Raw genomic sequence first — 17,427 nt, forward strand, 5'->3', positions numbered from 1 at the left:
GCTAAATTTACAAATCAAACTTCGGATATGAGTGAAGAGAAACGCAGACGGGAGGCCTTGGTATACCATGCCAAACCTAGGCCCGGAAAAATAAAAATAGTACCTACCAAACCATATGCCACACAACGTGATCTGGCATTGGCCTATTCTCCCGGAGTTGCGGAGCCCTGCCTCGAAATCGAAAAGAACCGGGAAGATGTTTACAAATACACCTCCAAGGGTAATATAGTAGCCGTTATTTCCAATGGGACGGCTGTTTTGGGCTTAGGTAATATAGGACCTGAGGCTTCCAAACCTGTAATGGAAGGTAAAAGTTTGCTATTTAAGATTTTCGCCGATATCGATGGAATAGACATTGAACTGGACACTGAGGATGTGGACAAGTTTGTGGAAACGGTAAAGACCATTGCCCCCACCTTCGGTGGAATTAATTTGGAGGACATCAAAGCCCCGGAGGCCTTTGAAATAGAACGCCGATTAAAGGAAGAACTGGATATTCCTGTAATGCATGATGACCAACATGGCACAGCAATTATTTCCGCTGCTGCGTTATTGAATGCATTGGAATTGACAAATAGAAAAATTGAGGAAGTAAAAATAGTAGTCAGTGGAGCAGGAGCTGCCGCAGTTTCCTGTACCAAGTTGTACAAAGCATTTGGGGCCAGGGCAGAAAATATTGTTATGTTAGATAGCAAAGGCGTAATCCGAAAGGACAGGGAGAATCTATCCGAGGAAAAACTGGAGTTTGCCACAGATCGCAAAATAGACACTTTGGAAGAGGCCATGGAGGATTCCGATGTTTTTATTGGATTGTCCATTGCTGATATTGTGACTCCAAAAATGTTGGAATCCATGGCCAAAAATCCCATTGTATTTGCCATGGCCAACCCAAATCCGGAAATAAAATATGGATTGGCCTGTAAAACCAGGGATGATATTATCATGGCTACGGGACGTTCGGATCATCCAAATCAGGTAAACAACGTTCTTGGATTTCCCTTCATATTTCGGGGTGCTCTAGATGTAAGGGCAACCACTATCAATGAGGAGATGAAAATGGCCGCGGTGAAAGCATTGGCGGATTTGGCCAAACAACCCGTCCCCGAGCAGGTTAATATCACATACGGTGAGACCAGACTTACTTTCGGTAAGGACTATATTATTCCCAAACCTTTTGACCCAAGACTTATTTCCGAAATCCCTCCTGCAGTGGCCAAAGCTGCCATACAGAGTGGGGTTTCCAAGGCGCCAATTACCAATTGGGAGGCCTATAGCGAGGTACTCCTACAACGATCTGGCGATGATAATAAGGTGATGCGCCTACTTATGAACAGGGCAAAAATGAATCCCAAAAAAATAGTTTTTGCCGAAGCGGATCACCTGGATGTTCTAAAGGCCGCCCAGATTGCCCACGAAGAGGGTATAGCACAACCCATTTTGTTGGGAGATAAGCAGATTATTTCAGAACTAAAGAAAGAATTGGAATTTGATGCGGATGTACCTATTATTGATCAATATGGGGATGATTCCTTGGAAAAAAGAAACCACTATGCACAAAGATATTGGGAAAGTAGGAAGAGAAGTGGAACTACCTTGTATAGTGCAAAAATAAAAATGCGGGAGCGCAATTATTTTGGTGCTATGATGGTTTTGGAGGGGGATGCGGATGGCATGATAACGGGACATTCCAGGGCCTACGCCAATGTAGTGAAACCCATATTTGAAGTTATTGGAAGGGCCAGCAATGTAAGAAAAGCGGCAACTGCCCACATTATGATAACGAATAATGGCCCTCTGATTTTGTCCGATACATCCATCAATATTGATCCCACCGCGGAGGAGTTGGCTGAAATTGCAAGAATGACAGCCAACTTAGGCAGCGCTTTCGGGTTTGACCCGGTTGTAGCAATGTTATCCTATGCCAATTTTGGCGCTTCAAATCATCCTCATGCCTCAAAAGTAAGAAAGGCCGTTGAACAGCTGCATGACGAAAATCCCAATTTGGTCGTAGATGGGGAAATACAGACAGATTTTGCGCTGAACAGAGAGATGCTTCAAAGCCAATTTCCGTTTTCAAAACTTGCTGGGAAAAAGGTCAACACCTTGATATTCCCGAATCTGGAATCCGCTAACATTACTTATAAATTGTTAAAGGAACTGCATGCTGCTGATGCCATTGGACCTATAATGTTGGGACTGCGAAAAGCCGTCCATATCCTACAACTGGGGGCCAGTGTTGATGAAATGGTGAACATGACGGCCGTTGCGGTTATAGATGCCCAGGAAAGGGAAAAACGTAAACGTGCCAAAACAGGAAGTAGTGCTCAGTAGGCATAAGAATTTGGTTATAGAATCAGTCCCGGTAATCGATTTGGTGTAATGCATACATTCCTTAAACCTTAAACCTGAAGCATATTAAATTGAACTTGAAGTTGATATTTGCGCTTGAACTTTGATCTATGATACATCACCTAAAAGGAAAACTGATAGAAAAAAATCCGACCCATGTTATTATTGAATGTGGGGGAGTAGGCTATTTCGTAAATATATCGCTCCATACATTTTCTAAAATATCCGATGTAGAGCTCATTAATCTCTTTACCCATTTACAAGTAAAGGAAGATTCGCATACATTGTTCGGTTTTGCCGAGAAATCCGAGCGTGAAATATTTCGTTTACTGCTGTCCGTTTCAGGGATCGGTTCTAGCACGGCAAGGACCATGTTGTCTTCCTTGTCCCCGCCTCAAATACGGGAGGCCATTGCCAATGGTAATGTGGCTACAATTCAAGCAATAAAAGGAATTGGGGCAAAAACCGCACAAAGGGTTATTCTGGACCTAAGGGACAAAATTTTGAAGGTCTACGATATAGATGAAGTTTCCATTAATTCAAACAATACAAATAAAGAAGAAGCGTTATCTGCTTTAGAGGTTCTTGGCTTTGCCCGAAGACAAGCCGAAAAGGCAGTGGACAAAGTGCTAAACCAAGACCCTTCTCTAAGCGTTGAGAACATTATAAAACATGCGCTTAAAAATTTGTAGCAAGTTTGAAAAAAGGGGCCAAGCAATTTCTTAAATTAACATTTAAGCTTACTTTCCTATTCCTGTTTCTTCTGATGATCTCGGCTTCTGCCGTAGCACAGGAAACGGAGGAGGAAGAACCTGCTGAACAACAACAGGATTCTGTAAAAACAGGCCCGGATTTGGGGAAATTGGTAATGCCCAACCCCGAAAGCATAATCTCCAAATACATTTATGACCCCAAACTGGATAGGTATATCTATAATGAGAGTATTGGGGAATTTAATATAGGCTACCCCATAATCCTTACTCCTGAGGAATACATGGAATTGGCCAGACAGGAAGGTATTAAGCAATACTTCAAGGAAAAGTCCGATGCCTATTCCGGCAAAAAGGAAGGTAGTGAGGAAGCGCGCAGAAACCTGCTTCCCAATTTTTATATCAATAATAACTTTTTTCAGTCCGTTTTCGGAGGTAATACCATTGAGGTCATACCACAGGGTTCGGTTGCTATGGATCTAGGGGTAATCTGGCAGAAGAATGACAATCCAGCACTTTCGCCTCGAAACAGAACAAATCTTTCCTTTGATTTTGATCAGCGTATCAGCTTGAGTATGTTGGGTAAAATTGGGGAACGTTTACAAGTGACCGCCAATTATGATACCGAGGCTACTTTTGACTTTCAAAATATCGTAAAGTTGGACTATACCCCAACGGAAGACGATATTATCCAAAAGATAGAGATCGGAAATGTAAACATGCCTTTGAACAGTTCTTTGATACAAGGAGCGCAAAGCCTTTTTGGGGTAAAGACCCAATTGCAGTTTGGAAGGACCTCGGTAACTGCGGTCTTTTCCGAGCAACGTTCCCAAAACAACACGGTAGTAGCCCAAGGAGGAGGTACATTGAACGACTTTTCTATTACCGCCCTGGACTATGACGAGGACAAACACTTTTTCTTGGCCCAATACTTTCGGGACCAATATGATGACGCCTTGGCCAATTATCCTTTTATCCAAAGCCAGGTCCAGATTACCCGTTTGGAGGTTTGGGTAACCAATAGGAGTCAGCAAACCTTAAATGTTCGAAATGTTGTCGCCATACAAGATTTGGGGGAAGCCAACGAGGAACAGACCCGGATTGGACTTCTTAACGGTGCTCCGGCCGGTTTCTTCAATAACCCTAGTAATATTCTACCTAGGAACGATGCCAATGATTTTGACCCCGAACAGATAGGGACAGGTGCTTTAACTCAGTCTATAAGGGACATTGCAACTGTAGAGGCCGGGTTTAACATTCCGGGATATCAATCGAACCAAGGATTTGATTATGCCATTTTGGAGAATGCGAGAAAGTTGGAGGCGGGAAGGGATTATGATTTCAATTCACAATTGGGCTATATATCCCTAAACCAACGCCTAAGCAATGACGAGGTATTGGGTGTTGCATTCCAATATACCTTTAACGGGCAGGTTTTTCAGGTGGGAGAATTTGCAAATGGAGGTTTGGATGCCACAACGGTTTCTGGCGGAGCAAACCCCATAATTGAAAACAACACCTTGATCCTTAAGTTGTTAAAAAGCAATATTACCAATATCTCTGATCCCATTTGGGATTTGATGATGAAGAACATCTATGCTACCGGGGCTTTTCAATTGAGCCAGGATGACTTTAAAATGAATATTCTGTATTCCGACCCTACCCCTAGAAATTATATTACACCTGTAGATGATGCCACCTGGCCCACAGGTTTAGAAGAGAATATCCTTTTGGAAGTTTTTAATTTGGATCGCTTGAATATCTACAATGATGTGCAGCCTGGAGGCGACGGTTTCTTTGATTTTGTACCGGGAATTACAGTGAATACCCAGGGAGGGCTCATTATTTTCACAAAGGTGGAACCCTTTGGCGAATATTTATTTGAAGAACTTGGGGGTGGAACCTATGAGAACGTACAGGGATATAACCCGAACCAGCAACAGTATGTCTTTCGGGATATGTATGAACTTACCAAGGCGGCCGCCTTGCAAGATCCAGAAAAAAACAAATTTATCCTAAAGGGCCGCTACAAGTCCGAAGGAAGTAGCGGAATTCCGATAGGTGCCTTTAACGTGCCCCGAGGATCTGTACGGGTCACCGCTGGAGGACGGCAATTGCAAGAGGGCATAGATTATACCGTAAACTATCAGGCAGGGACGGTACAAATTTTGGATCCGAGCCTTGAGGCCTCCAATACCCCCATAAATATTTCCGTTGAGAACAATGCCGTGTTTGGTCAGCAGACCCGAAGGTTTACCGGTATTAATGTCGAACATCAATTTAATGAGAACTTTGTGTTAGGGGCTACCTGGTTAAATCTAAATGAAAGGCCCCTTACCCAAAAATCAAATTTTGGTGTGGAACCGGTCAATAATACCATTTTTGGTCTTAATGGAAACTTTTCAACCGAAGTGCCTTTCCTCACGCGAATGGTCAACAAGTTACCGAACATAGATACGGATGTACCTTCCAATGTATCCGTACGCGCAGAGGTAGCATGGTTAAAACCCAATTCTCCGAAAAATGCCGATTTTCAAGGAGAGACCACAACATATCTGGATGATTTTGAAGGCGCACAGGCCTTGATAGATATACGGGGATCTTTGGGTTGGACCTTGGCCAGTACCCCATTGGAATTCGTTCCGGGAGGACAACTGTCAGGAAGCTCACCGCAAGACCCGGATAATCTTTTGAACGGATATGGTAGGGCCAAAATGGCCTGGTATACCATTGATCCCATATTTTACACCAACCAAAGGCCATCAGGTGTTTCGGATAGTGATGTTTCCACCAATCCAACACGAAGAATATTTGTAGATGAGGTTTTTCCGCAAGTGGATATCGCCCAAGGTCAGACCACGGTTCAGAATACTTTGGATTTGGCTTATTACCCCAATCAAAAGGGTCCCTATAATAACAATCCCAATTTTGATACGGAAACACCGGACAATAAATGGGGCGGTATTATGCGTTCCCTTAGTAGTACCAACTTTGAACAATCCAATGTGGAATTTGTCCAGTTTTGGGTATTAGATCCCTATGTAGATGGGACAACTACAAGCCCTGGAGAATTGGTCTTGAACCTGGGAAACATCTCTGAGGACGTTCTTAGGGACGGTAAAAAACAATATGAAAATGGGTTGCCTGGAGTAGAAAGCAATGACTTGGTCGCCCCAACATCCTGGGGTGAGGTTCCGGCCACACAGTCATTGGTATATGCTTTTGATGCCAGTGAAACCAATCGTAGTCTTCAGGATATTGGTCTGGATGGCCTGGACGATGCCGGGGAAGCATCGGTATATTCAAATAATACAGGGGATGATCCCGCTTTGGACAATTATCAATATTACCTGAACCGGGAAGGTGGGATTTTAGAACGCTATATTGATTTTAATAACCCCCAAGGGAACTCTCCGGTCCAGGTGACCAACACCAATAGGGGTTCCACTACATTGCCGGATGTTGAGGATATTGATCGGGATTTAACCATGAATACGGTCAATAGTTATTATGAATATCGAATTCCCATCCAACCAAATACTACGATTGATGATTTATATGTGACCGATATTAAGGAAGGGGTTACACCAGAATTGCCGGACGGATCTCAACTTAACCGAAGATGGATACAATATAAGGTCCCATTAAGCGATTTTACCGAAGCTGTGGGAGGCATAACCGATTTTAGGTCCATCAGCTTCATGCGAATGTACCTGACCAACTTTAATAGTGATGTGGTGCTTCGCTTTGCTACCCTTGATTTAGTGCGGGGCGATTGGCGGACTTATCTTAAAAATCTGCAGGATGAGGATTTGGATACGGATCCCACCGATGATGGAACCGTAGTAGATGTAAATACCGTGAACATTGAGGAGAACAACTCTAGAATTCCTATCCCTTATGTGCTTCCTCCAGGTGTAGTTCGGGAACAATTGAATAACAATAACACGATCATCCGTCAAAATGAACAATCACTTTCCTTGGTTGTGGAAAATTTGGAATCACGGGATTCCCGGGGAGTCTTTAAAAATTTGAACATAGACCTGCGGCAATATGAAAAGATAAAAATGTTCATGCATGCGGAGAAGATTGTGGATAGTGACTATTCTGATGATGATATTCCCTTGGTAGGGTTTTTAAGAATCGGTACGGATTTCACACAAAATTTTTATCAGATAGAACTTCCCCTGCGGTTTACACCATTTACGGCCACTTCCGAAAGTGAGATTTGGCCAGAGGATAACGAAATGGATCTGGCGTTAAGTGATTTGAACAAGGTGAAATCCTTATGGATCAATAGTGGCGATTTGAGCGAGATTCGCTTTTTTGAAGTAGAAAATGGGGAAGTAATACCGGTGGAAGAATTTGCTCCTCGGACCCCGGGCAGGCTCCGCATAGGTATTAAAGGTAATCCATCCCTGGGAAGTATACGAAGTATGATGGTCGGGGTAAAGAATACGGATGATTTTCCGGCCCGTGGTGAAGTATGGTTCAATGAATTACGTTTGGCCGGACTGGACAATAATGGAGGCTGGGCGGCTGTGGCTGCAGTGGATGCCAATCTGGCCGATTTTGCCAATGTCTCCGCTACAGGTAGTAGGAGTACCTCAGGTTTTGGGGCCATTGATCAAATGCCCAACGAACGGGCCAGGGAAGATGCCATTTCCTATGATGTAGTCACCAATGTAAACGTAGGCCAGTTGCTACCCAAAAAATGGGGTATACAACTTCCTTTCAATTATGGTATTTCCGAACAGTTGATTACCCCAGAGTTTGACCCGGTCTATGACGATTTAAAATTGGATGATTTGATCGATACCGCTCCTACGGCTGAAGCAGCGGAAGAAATTAGGGAACAGGCAGAGGATTACACCAAACGGACCAGTATTAACCTGATCGGCGTGCGTAAGGATAGGGGAGAGGAGGCCGATGCCAATTTCTATGATATTGAAAACTTCACCTTCAACTATTCCTATAACGAAACAAATCACAGGGACTTTGAAATAGCCAACCTACAAGATCAAAATGTAGTTACGGGATTTGTGTACAATCACGCTTTTGAACCTGTTGAAGTGGCGCCCTTTGCCAAAAAGGATTCGCTCTTTACTGGTAAATATTGGCAGTGGCTCAAGGATCTTAATCTAAATCTATTGCCAGCTACCGTCTCCGTAAACTCCAATATAAACAGACAGTTTAACAGACAACGCTTTAGAGATGTACGCGAGGAAGGTGTGGAACGTTTGGAGCTTCCCGAACTACAGCAACGGAACTATCAGTTTAATTGGCAGTATGCCATTAACTATAATCTTACTAAGTCCTTACGATTGAATTTTACGGGAAGCAACAATAATATTGTACGCAATTTTTTGGAGGATGAGGATGATCCCAATTCGCAAATAGACCAAACCTTGGGGCTTTGGGACGGATTTTGGGATTTGGGCGAACCTAATAGGCATTCCCAGCAAATGCAATTGAATTATGAGTTGCCATTCAATAAGATTCCTGCTCTGGATTTCATTAATGCCCAATATACCTACACCAGTAATTTTGATTGGCAGCGGGGCGGGGATGCACTTCGGGTGGTTGCCGGAGAGAATATTAACACGGTTCAGAATGCCAATACACATAACCTCACGGCAAACCTTACCCTACAGAAGTTTTATGATATGATCGGTCTAAAAAAGCGAGACGGCAAGGTAGCTGTTAATAGATCTCCGATCCGCAGGGACAAGGCCGGAAACACAAAAACCGAAGAAGAAGGGCAAAAACAAAAGACTAGTGCCGTTTTTAATACGGTTGTCGATATTTTGACCATGGTGAAACGTTTAAACATCAATTACAACGAGAGCAATGGAAAAGTGCTTCCTGGATATACCCAAACTATAGGTTTTATTGGGTCTTTACGACCTTCCGTAGGGTTTGTTTTTGGCAGTCAGGCCGATGTACGTTTTGATGCTGCCCGTAATGGATGGTTAACACAATTCGATGGATTTAATGAACAGTTCCTGGAACGTACCAATAAACAATTGAATATTACGGCCACCGCCCAAGTCACAAATGATTTGACCATAGATCTATCTGCAGATAGGCAATACTCCAGTAGCTATCAGGAAAATTTTGAAGTAATTCCGGATATCGAAAATGGGGGCCTTAGGTATAATCAGTTACTAGGGAATCAATTTGGGAATTTCAGTATCTCCACCATGATGATTGGCACGGCTTTTAGCAAAAGCGACGAATTTACCTCCGAAACCTTTGAAAAGTTTAAGGAGAATAGGATAACCATTGCCAATAGATTGGTAGCGGATAGGGGGCAAGCTATTGGAGATTTAGATGAAGACGGTTTTCCACAATTGTATGGCAAGACCAGTCAAGAGGTGCTTTTACCCGCATTTTTTGCAGCATATACCGGTCAGGATGTAAATAGGGTAAACTTGGATGCTTTTCGGGACATTCCTATTCCCAATTGGAACATAAAGTATACCGGATTGATGCGAAACAAATGGTTCAAGAAAAAATTCAAGCGGTTTTCATTGACCCATGGATACCGGGCCGCTTATAGTATCAATTCCTTCCAAACCAATTTGGAAAAAGAAAATGGTAGCATCGATTCCGAAACCGGAGATTTGTTACCAGACCTTATTTTGAACAATGTGGTGCTTACCGATCAGTTCAATCCTCTGATGCGTGTAGATTTTGAAATGAAAAATTCCATTAGTGTTCTGGCCGAGGTACGAACCGATAGGGCCTTGTCCCTGAGCTTTGACAATAACCTTATGACAGAGGTCAACGGTAAGGAATATACCGTAGGGTTGGGATACCGTTTTAAAGACGTAAAATTCGTAACCAATATTGGAGGCAACAAAACTAGGCTCAAGGGAGACCTAAACCTTAAGGCGGATGTTACACTTCGAGACAATATTACCATTATCCGAAATTTAGATATAGACAATAACCAGATTACCTCTGGCCAAAACCTGCTGTCCATTAAGTTTACTGCGGACTATGCACTGAATAAAAATCTGAACGCCCTCTTCTTCTATGACCACTCGTTCTCACAATTTGCCGTATCCACAGCTTTTCCTCAGACTACCATAAATGCCGGATTTACCCTGCGTTACAATTTTGGAAATTAAACAGGGGTACAAGTACATATTCAAAATTTTTATAGGATAGTACAAACGTCCCTCGTTGGAGTCGCCATACTATAGCATTGCTTTTATTTGAATTGATTTAGGAATAGGATCTATTTCACATTTGCCGAATATTGTATAGCAGTTCAATATTTCAACTTCAATTTATTCTTGAAAACCTATTCAGAATCCGTTACATTTGTCTGCATAAAAAACAAAAAAAATGAACATACCACCCGAATTGAAATACACAAAAGACCACGAATGGGTACGGATAGAAGATAATGTCGCGACTGTAGGTATTACGGATTTTGCCCAAGGTGAGTTGGGAGACATTGTTTATGTAGAAGTAGAGACCTTGGACGAAACCTTGGATAGGGAAGAGGTTTTTGGAACAGTTGAGGCCGTAAAGACGGTATCGGATTTGTTCCAACCTCTGAGCGGTGAGATTATAGCATTCAATGAATCCTTGGAAGATGAGCCGGAAAAAGTGAACTCTGATCCCTATGGTGAAGGTTGGATGGTGAAGATAAGATTAAGTGAACCATCGGAAATCGAGGATTTGCTCAGTGCCGGGGATTACAAAGAACTGATAGGTGCCTAAAAAGCCAATTTTTACAATTTCCTTTATAAGCTGGATGGTGTTCGTTGCATTTTCCAGCTTATATTCTTTTGAGGATACAAGTGTGCCGACTATTAACATACCCCATCTTGATAAGGTCGTACATTTCACGTTTTACTTTGTGGCCGCGATTTTGGGCTTGCTCTCTTTCCGTATGCGACTAACTCAGGGCACTTCTTTAAGGAAAATTACAATAGTGATGCTGTTGTTCCTGATTATTTTTGGTATTATTATTGAGGTAATGCAGTATGGATTCACTACATCAAGGGAAGGTGACATTTTTGATGCCCTGGCCAATACCCTTGGTGCCTTGGCAGGGGTGTTGACAGCAAAAATGCTTTTTTCCTCTAAAAACAGGTTAAATTGGAAATAGTATTTGCTTTTTACGCATTATTTTAATTAAATTAGCGAACATTAAAGATATAATTATGGAACCTAAAAAGAACCCAAAAGCCGATATTGGAAGGAACAGCGGGCTTTATTTTGTAATAGGATTGGCATTGGTCATGGCCTTGGTCTACGGTGCCTTGGAATGGAAAACCTATGACAAGGTAAACGATTATGATATCTCGCTTAATGTTGATGATGATTTGGATGAGGAAGTTCCCATGACGGAACAGATAAAAACACCGCCACCGCCACCGCCACCGGCTGCTCCAGAGGTTATTGAGGTAGTAGAGGATGAAGAGGAAGTAGAGGAGACCGTCATAGAATCAACGGAAACTAGCCAGGAAGAAGAAATCATAGAAGTAGAGGATGTTGCTGTGGAAGAAGTGGAAGAAGACGTAGATGTACCTTTTGCCGTTATTGAAGATGTTCCTGTTTTTCCTGGTTGTGAAAGCGCGGGAGACAAAAGGGCCTGTTTCAATAAAATGATGCAAAAACATATTAGTAAAAACTTCCGTTATCCTGAAATTGCCCAAGAAATGGGGGTTCAAGGAAGGGTTAACATCATGTTCGTTATTCAAAAGGATGGCAGCATTGGCAATGTTAGAATGCGGGGCCCGGATAAAAACTTGGAAAAGGAAGCAGCTCGTATCATTGGTAAATTGCCTAAAATGACTCCCGGGAAACAACGGGGAAGAGCAGTTAGGGTTCCTTTTAGTATCCCCATTACATTTAAGCTTCAATAAGGTAGAAAGCTATAATAAAATTTAAAATAAAACCCTGATGATCACCATCAGGGTTTTATTTTTTTGGTAAAGTCCTTTCGTCCAATAAACTGGACTATTCGTTGCAGGAAATAGTGTTTGAGGTTATCTTTGCAAACCTATTGGAATTTAAGAATGAAAACTGCGATTAGAACGGCAAAAAGGACCTCATGGGCTTTGGCTTTTGCTGATTTTAAGGAAATTACCAAAGTTAGACTTGCCGTAAGCGTAGTCTTTTCTTCCTTGGCCGGTTATCTTTTAGGTGCCGATCAAGTGAATTTGGTCTCTCTAATACTACTTGCCTTTGGAGGATATTGTATGGTTGGTGCCTCAAATGTGTATAATCAAATCATAGAAAAAGATTTGGACGCTTTGATGAATCGAACTAGGAATAGGCCAATACCCGCAGGTCGAATGTCAGTCAATAGAGCATTGTTCATTGCTGTACTCCTTACACTTTTAGGCGTATTTACCTTGTATATCCTAAATCCGAAAACAGCCATGTTCGGTGCGATATCCATTTTTCTATATACTAGTATATATACCCCGTTAAAGACAAAGACCCCGTTGTCCGTATTTGTTGGGGCGTTCCCAGGGGCAATACCATTTATGCTGGGCTGGGTGGCGGCCACTAACGATTTTGGAATAGAGCCGGGTACCCTTTTTATGATTCAGTTTTTTTGGCAGTTTCCTCATTTTTGGGCTTTGGGGTGGATGTTGGATGAAGACTACAAAAAGGGCGGATTTAAAATGTTGCCTACGGGAAAGAAGGACGGTGGCACGGCCTTGCAAATTATTATGTACACCATATGGATGATCGTTATTTCGGTTATCCCGGTCTTTGGTATTACAGGAAGATTGTACCTCTCTATTCCGGCAGCAATCCTTATTTTTCTAATGGGATTGGTAATGCTGCTTTTCGCCTTTAAGCTCTATGAAAAAAGGGACAATGCATCGGCCAGGAGATTAATGTTGGCCAGTGTAAGTTATATTACCCTAATGCAAGTAGTATACGTAATCGACAAGTTTATATAATGAAATGCGTTCGGACTCCAAACAATGAATTGAATTGTACGGGGTGATAAGGATATAAAACAGTACAAAAAACTTTAATGGATTTAACCCAGTCAACACAAAAAGAGAAAAAGGCAAGGGCCAAAAAAATGATGCTTTGGTTCGGTATTGTGAGCCTGTTGATGGCTTTTGCAGGATGGACCAGTGCCTATATCGTAAGCAGTAGCCGTGAAGATTGGTCACGGGATTTGGAACTTCCTTCTTCATTATATTTGAGCGCATTCGTAATTCTGTTGAGTAGCATTACTTATGTCCTTGCAAAAAGAGCCATAAAACTGGGAAATTCCAAACAATGTACTTCTTGGTTGGTCGCTACCTTGGTCTTGGGTGTTCTTTTTATTGTGTTACAATTTAATGGGTTTTCCCAAATGATTACACTTGGCCAGTATTTTACAGGCCCAAGCAGTAATATCAAGTCATCTTACATTTATGTTTTTGTTTTAGCTCATGTTGTGCATGTTGTTGCAGGAATCATATCCTTACTTGTGGTTTTGTTTAATCAGATTAAAGGAAAGTATACGGCCAATGAGTTTTTGGGACTTTCCCTAGGCGCTACATTTTGGCATTTTCTAGATTTGTTATGGATATATCTGGTGTTGTTCATGACTTTTGTGAGGTAATTAAAAAAATATACCGGCTTTTCGTTAAAATCCGCTTTCGTTTAAAAGAAGAAAACTATAAATTTGTGCCAATTCTAATCAGACTTTAAGACTTTATGGATTCTACGGTTACTACTGCTTCGGAAGAAAATGTTTGGGGCGGGGGCAACAGGCCCCTCAATGCCAGTTATGGCAAATTAATGATGTGGTTCTTCCTCGTATCCGATGCTTTGACCTTTTCCGGTTTTTTGGCCTCCTATGGATTCTCAAGATTTAAATTTATAGAGACTTGGCCCATCGCGGATGAGGTGTTTACGCACGTTCCCTTCTTCCATGGTAACTTTCCAATGTATTACGTAGCTTTTATGACCTTCATACTGATTATGTCTTCAGTTACTATGGTACTTGCGGTGGATGCAGGCCATCGGATGAAGCAAAATGCAGTCATATGGTATATGTTCCTCACCATAATAGGCGGTGCCATATTCGTGGGCTCCCAGGCTTGGGAGTGGGCTACGTTCATTAAAGGTGATTTTGGTGCCTTGGAGACCAAGGGCGGGAGAATCCTGCAATTTGTAAACGCCGATACTGGGGAGAGAGCGGCATTGGCGGATTTCGCCGAGGTTATTCCAGATAGTCGTCTGGAGCATGAGAGAAAAAATGGTGTTTGGTTCTACGATGAAGGCTACACGCCCAGTTACAATCTTAATGAAGTAATAGAAGGATTTAAGGCCAACTCCAATATATTGATACGAACGGAGACCATTAATGAAGAAGGGGAAAAGGTAGTTCTGGATCGGGGACAATCGTTGACCAAACTTAAGGATGCCGTTCAAGTAGTGGAAGGAGCAAATCTTATTCATAACGAATACGGTAGCAGGCTGTTCGCCGACTTCTTTTTCTTTATAACGGGCTTTCACGGTTTCCACGTTTTCTCTGGGGTCGTAATTAATATCATTATATTCTTCAATGTTATATTGGGCACTTATGAGCGACGTGGGCATTACGAAATGGTAGAGAAAGTAGGTCTATATTGGCACTTTGTAGATTTGGTTTGGGTATTTGTATTTACTTTTTTCTATTTGGTATAAAAGGCTCGGATTTTGCTTCTCGTACGAAGTAAACATGTCAAAAACAAGATCAATTAAAACATGGCACACGAACACAAGCTTGAAATTTTTAGAGGACTCCTGAAGTTCAAATCCAACACCCAGAAAATATGGGGGGTTTTAGTTTTTTTAACCATTGTTACCGCGATTGAAGTTGCCCTGGGAATTACCAAACCTGTAGTACTGACAGGGAATTATTTTTTGGGAATGAAGCTTCTGAATTGGATATTCATTATTCTTACTCTGGTAAAGGCCTATTATATCGCTTGGGATTTTATGCACTTGCGTGATGAAAAAAATGCATTGAGACGGGCTATAGTCTGGACCCCCATTTTTTTAGTGGCCTATTTAATTTTCATTCTTCTTTTTGAGGCGGACTACATTTATAATGTATTCAAGGACGGTTATGTAAAATGGAATTTCTAACGTATAATTAACAGCTTTAAAAGACGGTTTACACACCGTCTTTTTTTATTTTTGCATATGTCCGTGGAGCTATGAAAAAGACATTTGTACTAATCGTTTTGTTTGTGTTACCTATAGTGGTATACCTGTTTTTTGCTTCTGGCGTCACCAACTTTGGAAAACTCCCCACCTTAACGGAAAACGTAGCTGATTTACCACCTTCCGATGAAGATATTTCACTGAAGGGCAAAATTACTGTTTTGGGTTTTTTAGGAAAGGATATTGAGCTTAAAAAGGGTAACGCCTTCAATCTTAATCAAAAAATATACAAACGATTTTATGAGTTTCAAGATTTTCAATTTCTTATGGTTGTACCTAAGGGAACCGAAGAAAAGGTCTTGGAATTAAAAAAGGAATTGGGTGGCTTGTCGGATATTCGAAAATGGAATTTTGTTTATGCGGGGGAGAATGAAATACATAAGTTTTTCAAGGGGCTACGGACCAATTTGTCCTTGGATGAAAGTTTATCTACCCCATATGTTTTTATAATTGACAAGAACGGCAATTTAAGGGGTAGGACCAATGACGAGGATGAGGGCACAAAGTATGGTTTTGATGCCACTTCTGTGGCCGATCTGAATAACAAGATGGAAGACGATGTAAAAATAATCTTGGCGGAATATCGCATGGCCTTAAAGAAAAACAATTCCAATAGGGATAAATAATGCACAAGAAGTACACCTATATTTGGGTATCCTTCGTAATCTTGATTTTTGGGATAATTTTTGTCCCCAAAATTGTGAATCGTGTACGAAGCGGTGAAATCGTTGATAATGATAGAATGAGCAAATTGGCCTTTATTGAGGTCAATGGTGAAAAAAGGAAGGTGCCCTCATTTTCCTTCATTAATCAGGATAGCCTTTTGATTACGGATAAGGATTATTTGGGAAAGGTATATGTGGCAGAATTCTTTTTTACTACCTGTCCGACTATCTGCCCGGTAATGACCCAAAATTTGGTTGAACTCCAAAACACTTTTAAGGATTTCGATGATTTTGGCATCGTTTCTTTTACCATAAACCCACGTTATGATGTACCTCAAGTGCTAAAAGAATATGCTGAGAAGAATAGTATCACGGATATAGACTGGCACTTATTGACCGGAAATAGGGATTCAATATACAATTTGGCCCAAAATGGATTTTATTTGATTGCCAATGAAGATGAGGCGGCTCCCGGAGGTTTTGAGCATTCGGGAATGTTTGCCCTCATTGATAAAAATGGATATTTCCGTTCAAGAAGGGATACCGCAAACAACCCGATAATCTATTATAGGGGGACTGTTACAGAGGAACAAGGAAAAAATAGTGAGGGGGAAGAAGAACAAATTAGTGTGTTAAAAGAGGACATTAAAGAATTATTGAAGGAAGAATAAATGGAGACCACGGAACTTAAGGAAAAAAGATTTAATAGGCTGATTACGGTTGTATCCATTTTGGTTCCTGTTGTGGTCGCTATTCTATTTGGTGTTAAATTGCCCAATGTGGAACCGCTGACCTTTTTGCCTCCTATTTATGCAACTGTAAATGGTTTAACGGCCCTCTTGTTAATTTTGGCCGTTTGGGCCATTAAACAAGGGAAGCAAAAACTTCACCAAAATGTCATGAACATCTGTATTGGGCTATCCGTATTGTTTTTGATGATGTACATCGCATATCATATGACCTCGGAATCCACACCTTTTGGAGGAGAGGGATACATCAGGTACGTGTATTACTTTATTCTATTTACACACATCATATTGTCTATTGTCATAATTCCATTGGTATTGAAAACTTATGCCAGGGCATATCTTGGTAAGTTTAAGGCGCATCGAAAATTGGCCAAGATTACCTTTCCAATATGGCTCTATGTAGCGGTAACCGGGGTTGTTGTTTATATCATGATTTCACCCTATTATGTACACTAATAGAAAAAAAATGAATTTGCCCCATTTTCTCCTAGATGTATGGGACTCCATAAAGGGACTGATCAATTATGATTCCAGGACAGTGTCAAATCGGACTGGGTTGTTTTTGGTTCTTGGATGCTTTCTTATGGTTTCACTCTCTGCCGAGGCACAATGCGCAATGTGTCGAGCTGTTTTGGAAAGTGAAGGAAACAAAAGTACGGCAGAAGGTATAAACAATGGTATAGTATACCTTATGGCCATACCCTATATCCTTGTTGGCGTACTGTTTTACTTTGTATATAAGAAAATTAGGGGGTAGACCTT

At 41.5% G+C, this 17,427-nt stretch carries 14 protein-coding genes; all 14 read left to right on the forward strand.

Annotated features, from left to right (window positions below):
• Nucleotides 1-27 precede the first annotated feature (27 nt).
• The 14 genes from ACP2AF_RS09050 to ACP2AF_RS09115 all read left to right on the forward strand — a co-directional run bounded on the left by ACP2AF_RS09050 (nucleotide 28) and on the right by ACP2AF_RS09115 (nucleotide 17,422).
• Entirely contained in the window at nucleotides 28-2,331 is a 2,304-nt protein-coding gene (locus ACP2AF_RS09050) for an NADP-dependent malic enzyme (RefSeq protein ID WP_425235852.1), read from the forward strand.
• A gap of 128 nt (nucleotides 2,332-2,459) precedes the next feature.
• Nucleotides 2,460-3,041, forward strand: coding sequence for a Holliday junction branch migration protein RuvA (ruvA, locus tag ACP2AF_RS09055; protein WP_425235853.1), 582 nt, complete (start codon nucleotides 2,460-2,462; stop codon nucleotides 3,039-3,041).
• Nucleotides 3,042-3,046: 5 nt separating this feature from the next.
• The gene (gene sprA, locus ACP2AF_RS09060) at nucleotides 3,047-10,195 is read left to right on the forward strand and encodes a cell surface protein SprA (protein ID WP_425235854.1); all 7,149 of its coding nucleotides are present in this window, start codon (nucleotides 3,047-3,049) and stop codon (nucleotides 10,193-10,195) included.
• Nucleotides 10,196-10,415: 220 nt separating this feature from the next.
• Nucleotides 10,416-10,796: a glycine cleavage system protein GcvH gene (gcvH, locus tag ACP2AF_RS09065; RefSeq protein ID WP_120712337.1), complete on the forward strand. Its 381-nt coding sequence runs from the start codon at nucleotides 10,416-10,418 to the stop codon at nucleotides 10,794-10,796.
• Nucleotides 10,789-11,187: a VanZ family protein gene (locus tag ACP2AF_RS09070; protein ID WP_425235855.1), complete on the forward strand. Its 399-nt coding sequence runs from the start codon at nucleotides 10,789-10,791 to the stop codon at nucleotides 11,185-11,187. Before gcvH ends, ACP2AF_RS09070 begins: the two co-directional genes overlap by 8 nt.
• A gap of 55 nt (nucleotides 11,188-11,242) precedes the next feature.
• A complete protein-coding gene (locus tag ACP2AF_RS09075) occupies nucleotides 11,243-11,947 on the forward strand; it encodes an energy transducer TonB (protein WP_425235856.1) in 705 nt (234 codons plus the stop codon).
• A gap of 153 nt (nucleotides 11,948-12,100) precedes the next feature.
• Entirely contained in the window at nucleotides 12,101-13,000 is a 900-nt protein-coding gene (gene cyoE / locus ACP2AF_RS09080) for a heme o synthase (protein ID WP_425235857.1), read from the forward strand.
• A 77-nt stretch (nucleotides 13,001-13,077) separates the two neighbouring features.
• A complete protein-coding gene (locus tag ACP2AF_RS09085; RefSeq protein WP_425235858.1) occupies nucleotides 13,078-13,659 on the forward strand; it encodes a cytochrome c oxidase subunit 3 in 582 nt (193 codons plus the stop codon).
• A gap of 95 nt (nucleotides 13,660-13,754) precedes the next feature.
• Complete coding sequence (locus ACP2AF_RS09090; protein WP_425235859.1) at nucleotides 13,755-14,729, forward strand: cytochrome c oxidase subunit 3; 975 nt, start codon at nucleotides 13,755-13,757, stop codon at nucleotides 14,727-14,729.
• Between the two features lie 60 nt (nucleotides 14,730-14,789).
• Nucleotides 14,790-15,173: a cytochrome C oxidase subunit IV family protein gene (locus tag ACP2AF_RS09095; protein ID WP_425235860.1), complete on the forward strand. Its 384-nt coding sequence runs from the start codon at nucleotides 14,790-14,792 to the stop codon at nucleotides 15,171-15,173.
• A gap of 71 nt (nucleotides 15,174-15,244) precedes the next feature.
• Nucleotides 15,245-15,877 (forward strand): hypothetical protein, encoded by a 633-nt coding sequence (locus tag ACP2AF_RS09100; protein ID WP_425235861.1) that lies wholly within the window; start codon nucleotides 15,245-15,247, stop codon nucleotides 15,875-15,877.
• Complete coding sequence (locus ACP2AF_RS09105) at nucleotides 15,877-16,587, forward strand: SCO family protein (RefSeq protein WP_425235862.1); 711 nt, start codon at nucleotides 15,877-15,879, stop codon at nucleotides 16,585-16,587. The genes ACP2AF_RS09100 and ACP2AF_RS09105 overlap by 1 nt, the downstream gene beginning before the upstream one ends.
• Nucleotides 16,588-17,121 carry a DUF420 domain-containing protein gene (locus ACP2AF_RS09110; RefSeq protein WP_425235863.1) on the forward strand — a complete coding sequence of 178 codons (534 nt, stop codon included), beginning with the start codon at nucleotides 16,588-16,590 and terminating at the stop codon, nucleotides 17,119-17,121. It begins immediately after the preceding gene.
• Between the two features lie 10 nt (nucleotides 17,122-17,131).
• Entirely contained in the window at nucleotides 17,132-17,422 is a 291-nt protein-coding gene (locus ACP2AF_RS09115) for a hypothetical protein (RefSeq protein ID WP_425238052.1), read from the forward strand.
• Nucleotides 17,423-17,427: the final 5 nt, after the last annotated feature.

This window comes from Ulvibacterium sp. (assembly GCF_965248315.1).
In the GTDB taxonomy this organism is placed as follows: domain Bacteria; phylum Bacteroidota; class Bacteroidia; order Flavobacteriales; family Flavobacteriaceae; genus Ulvibacterium.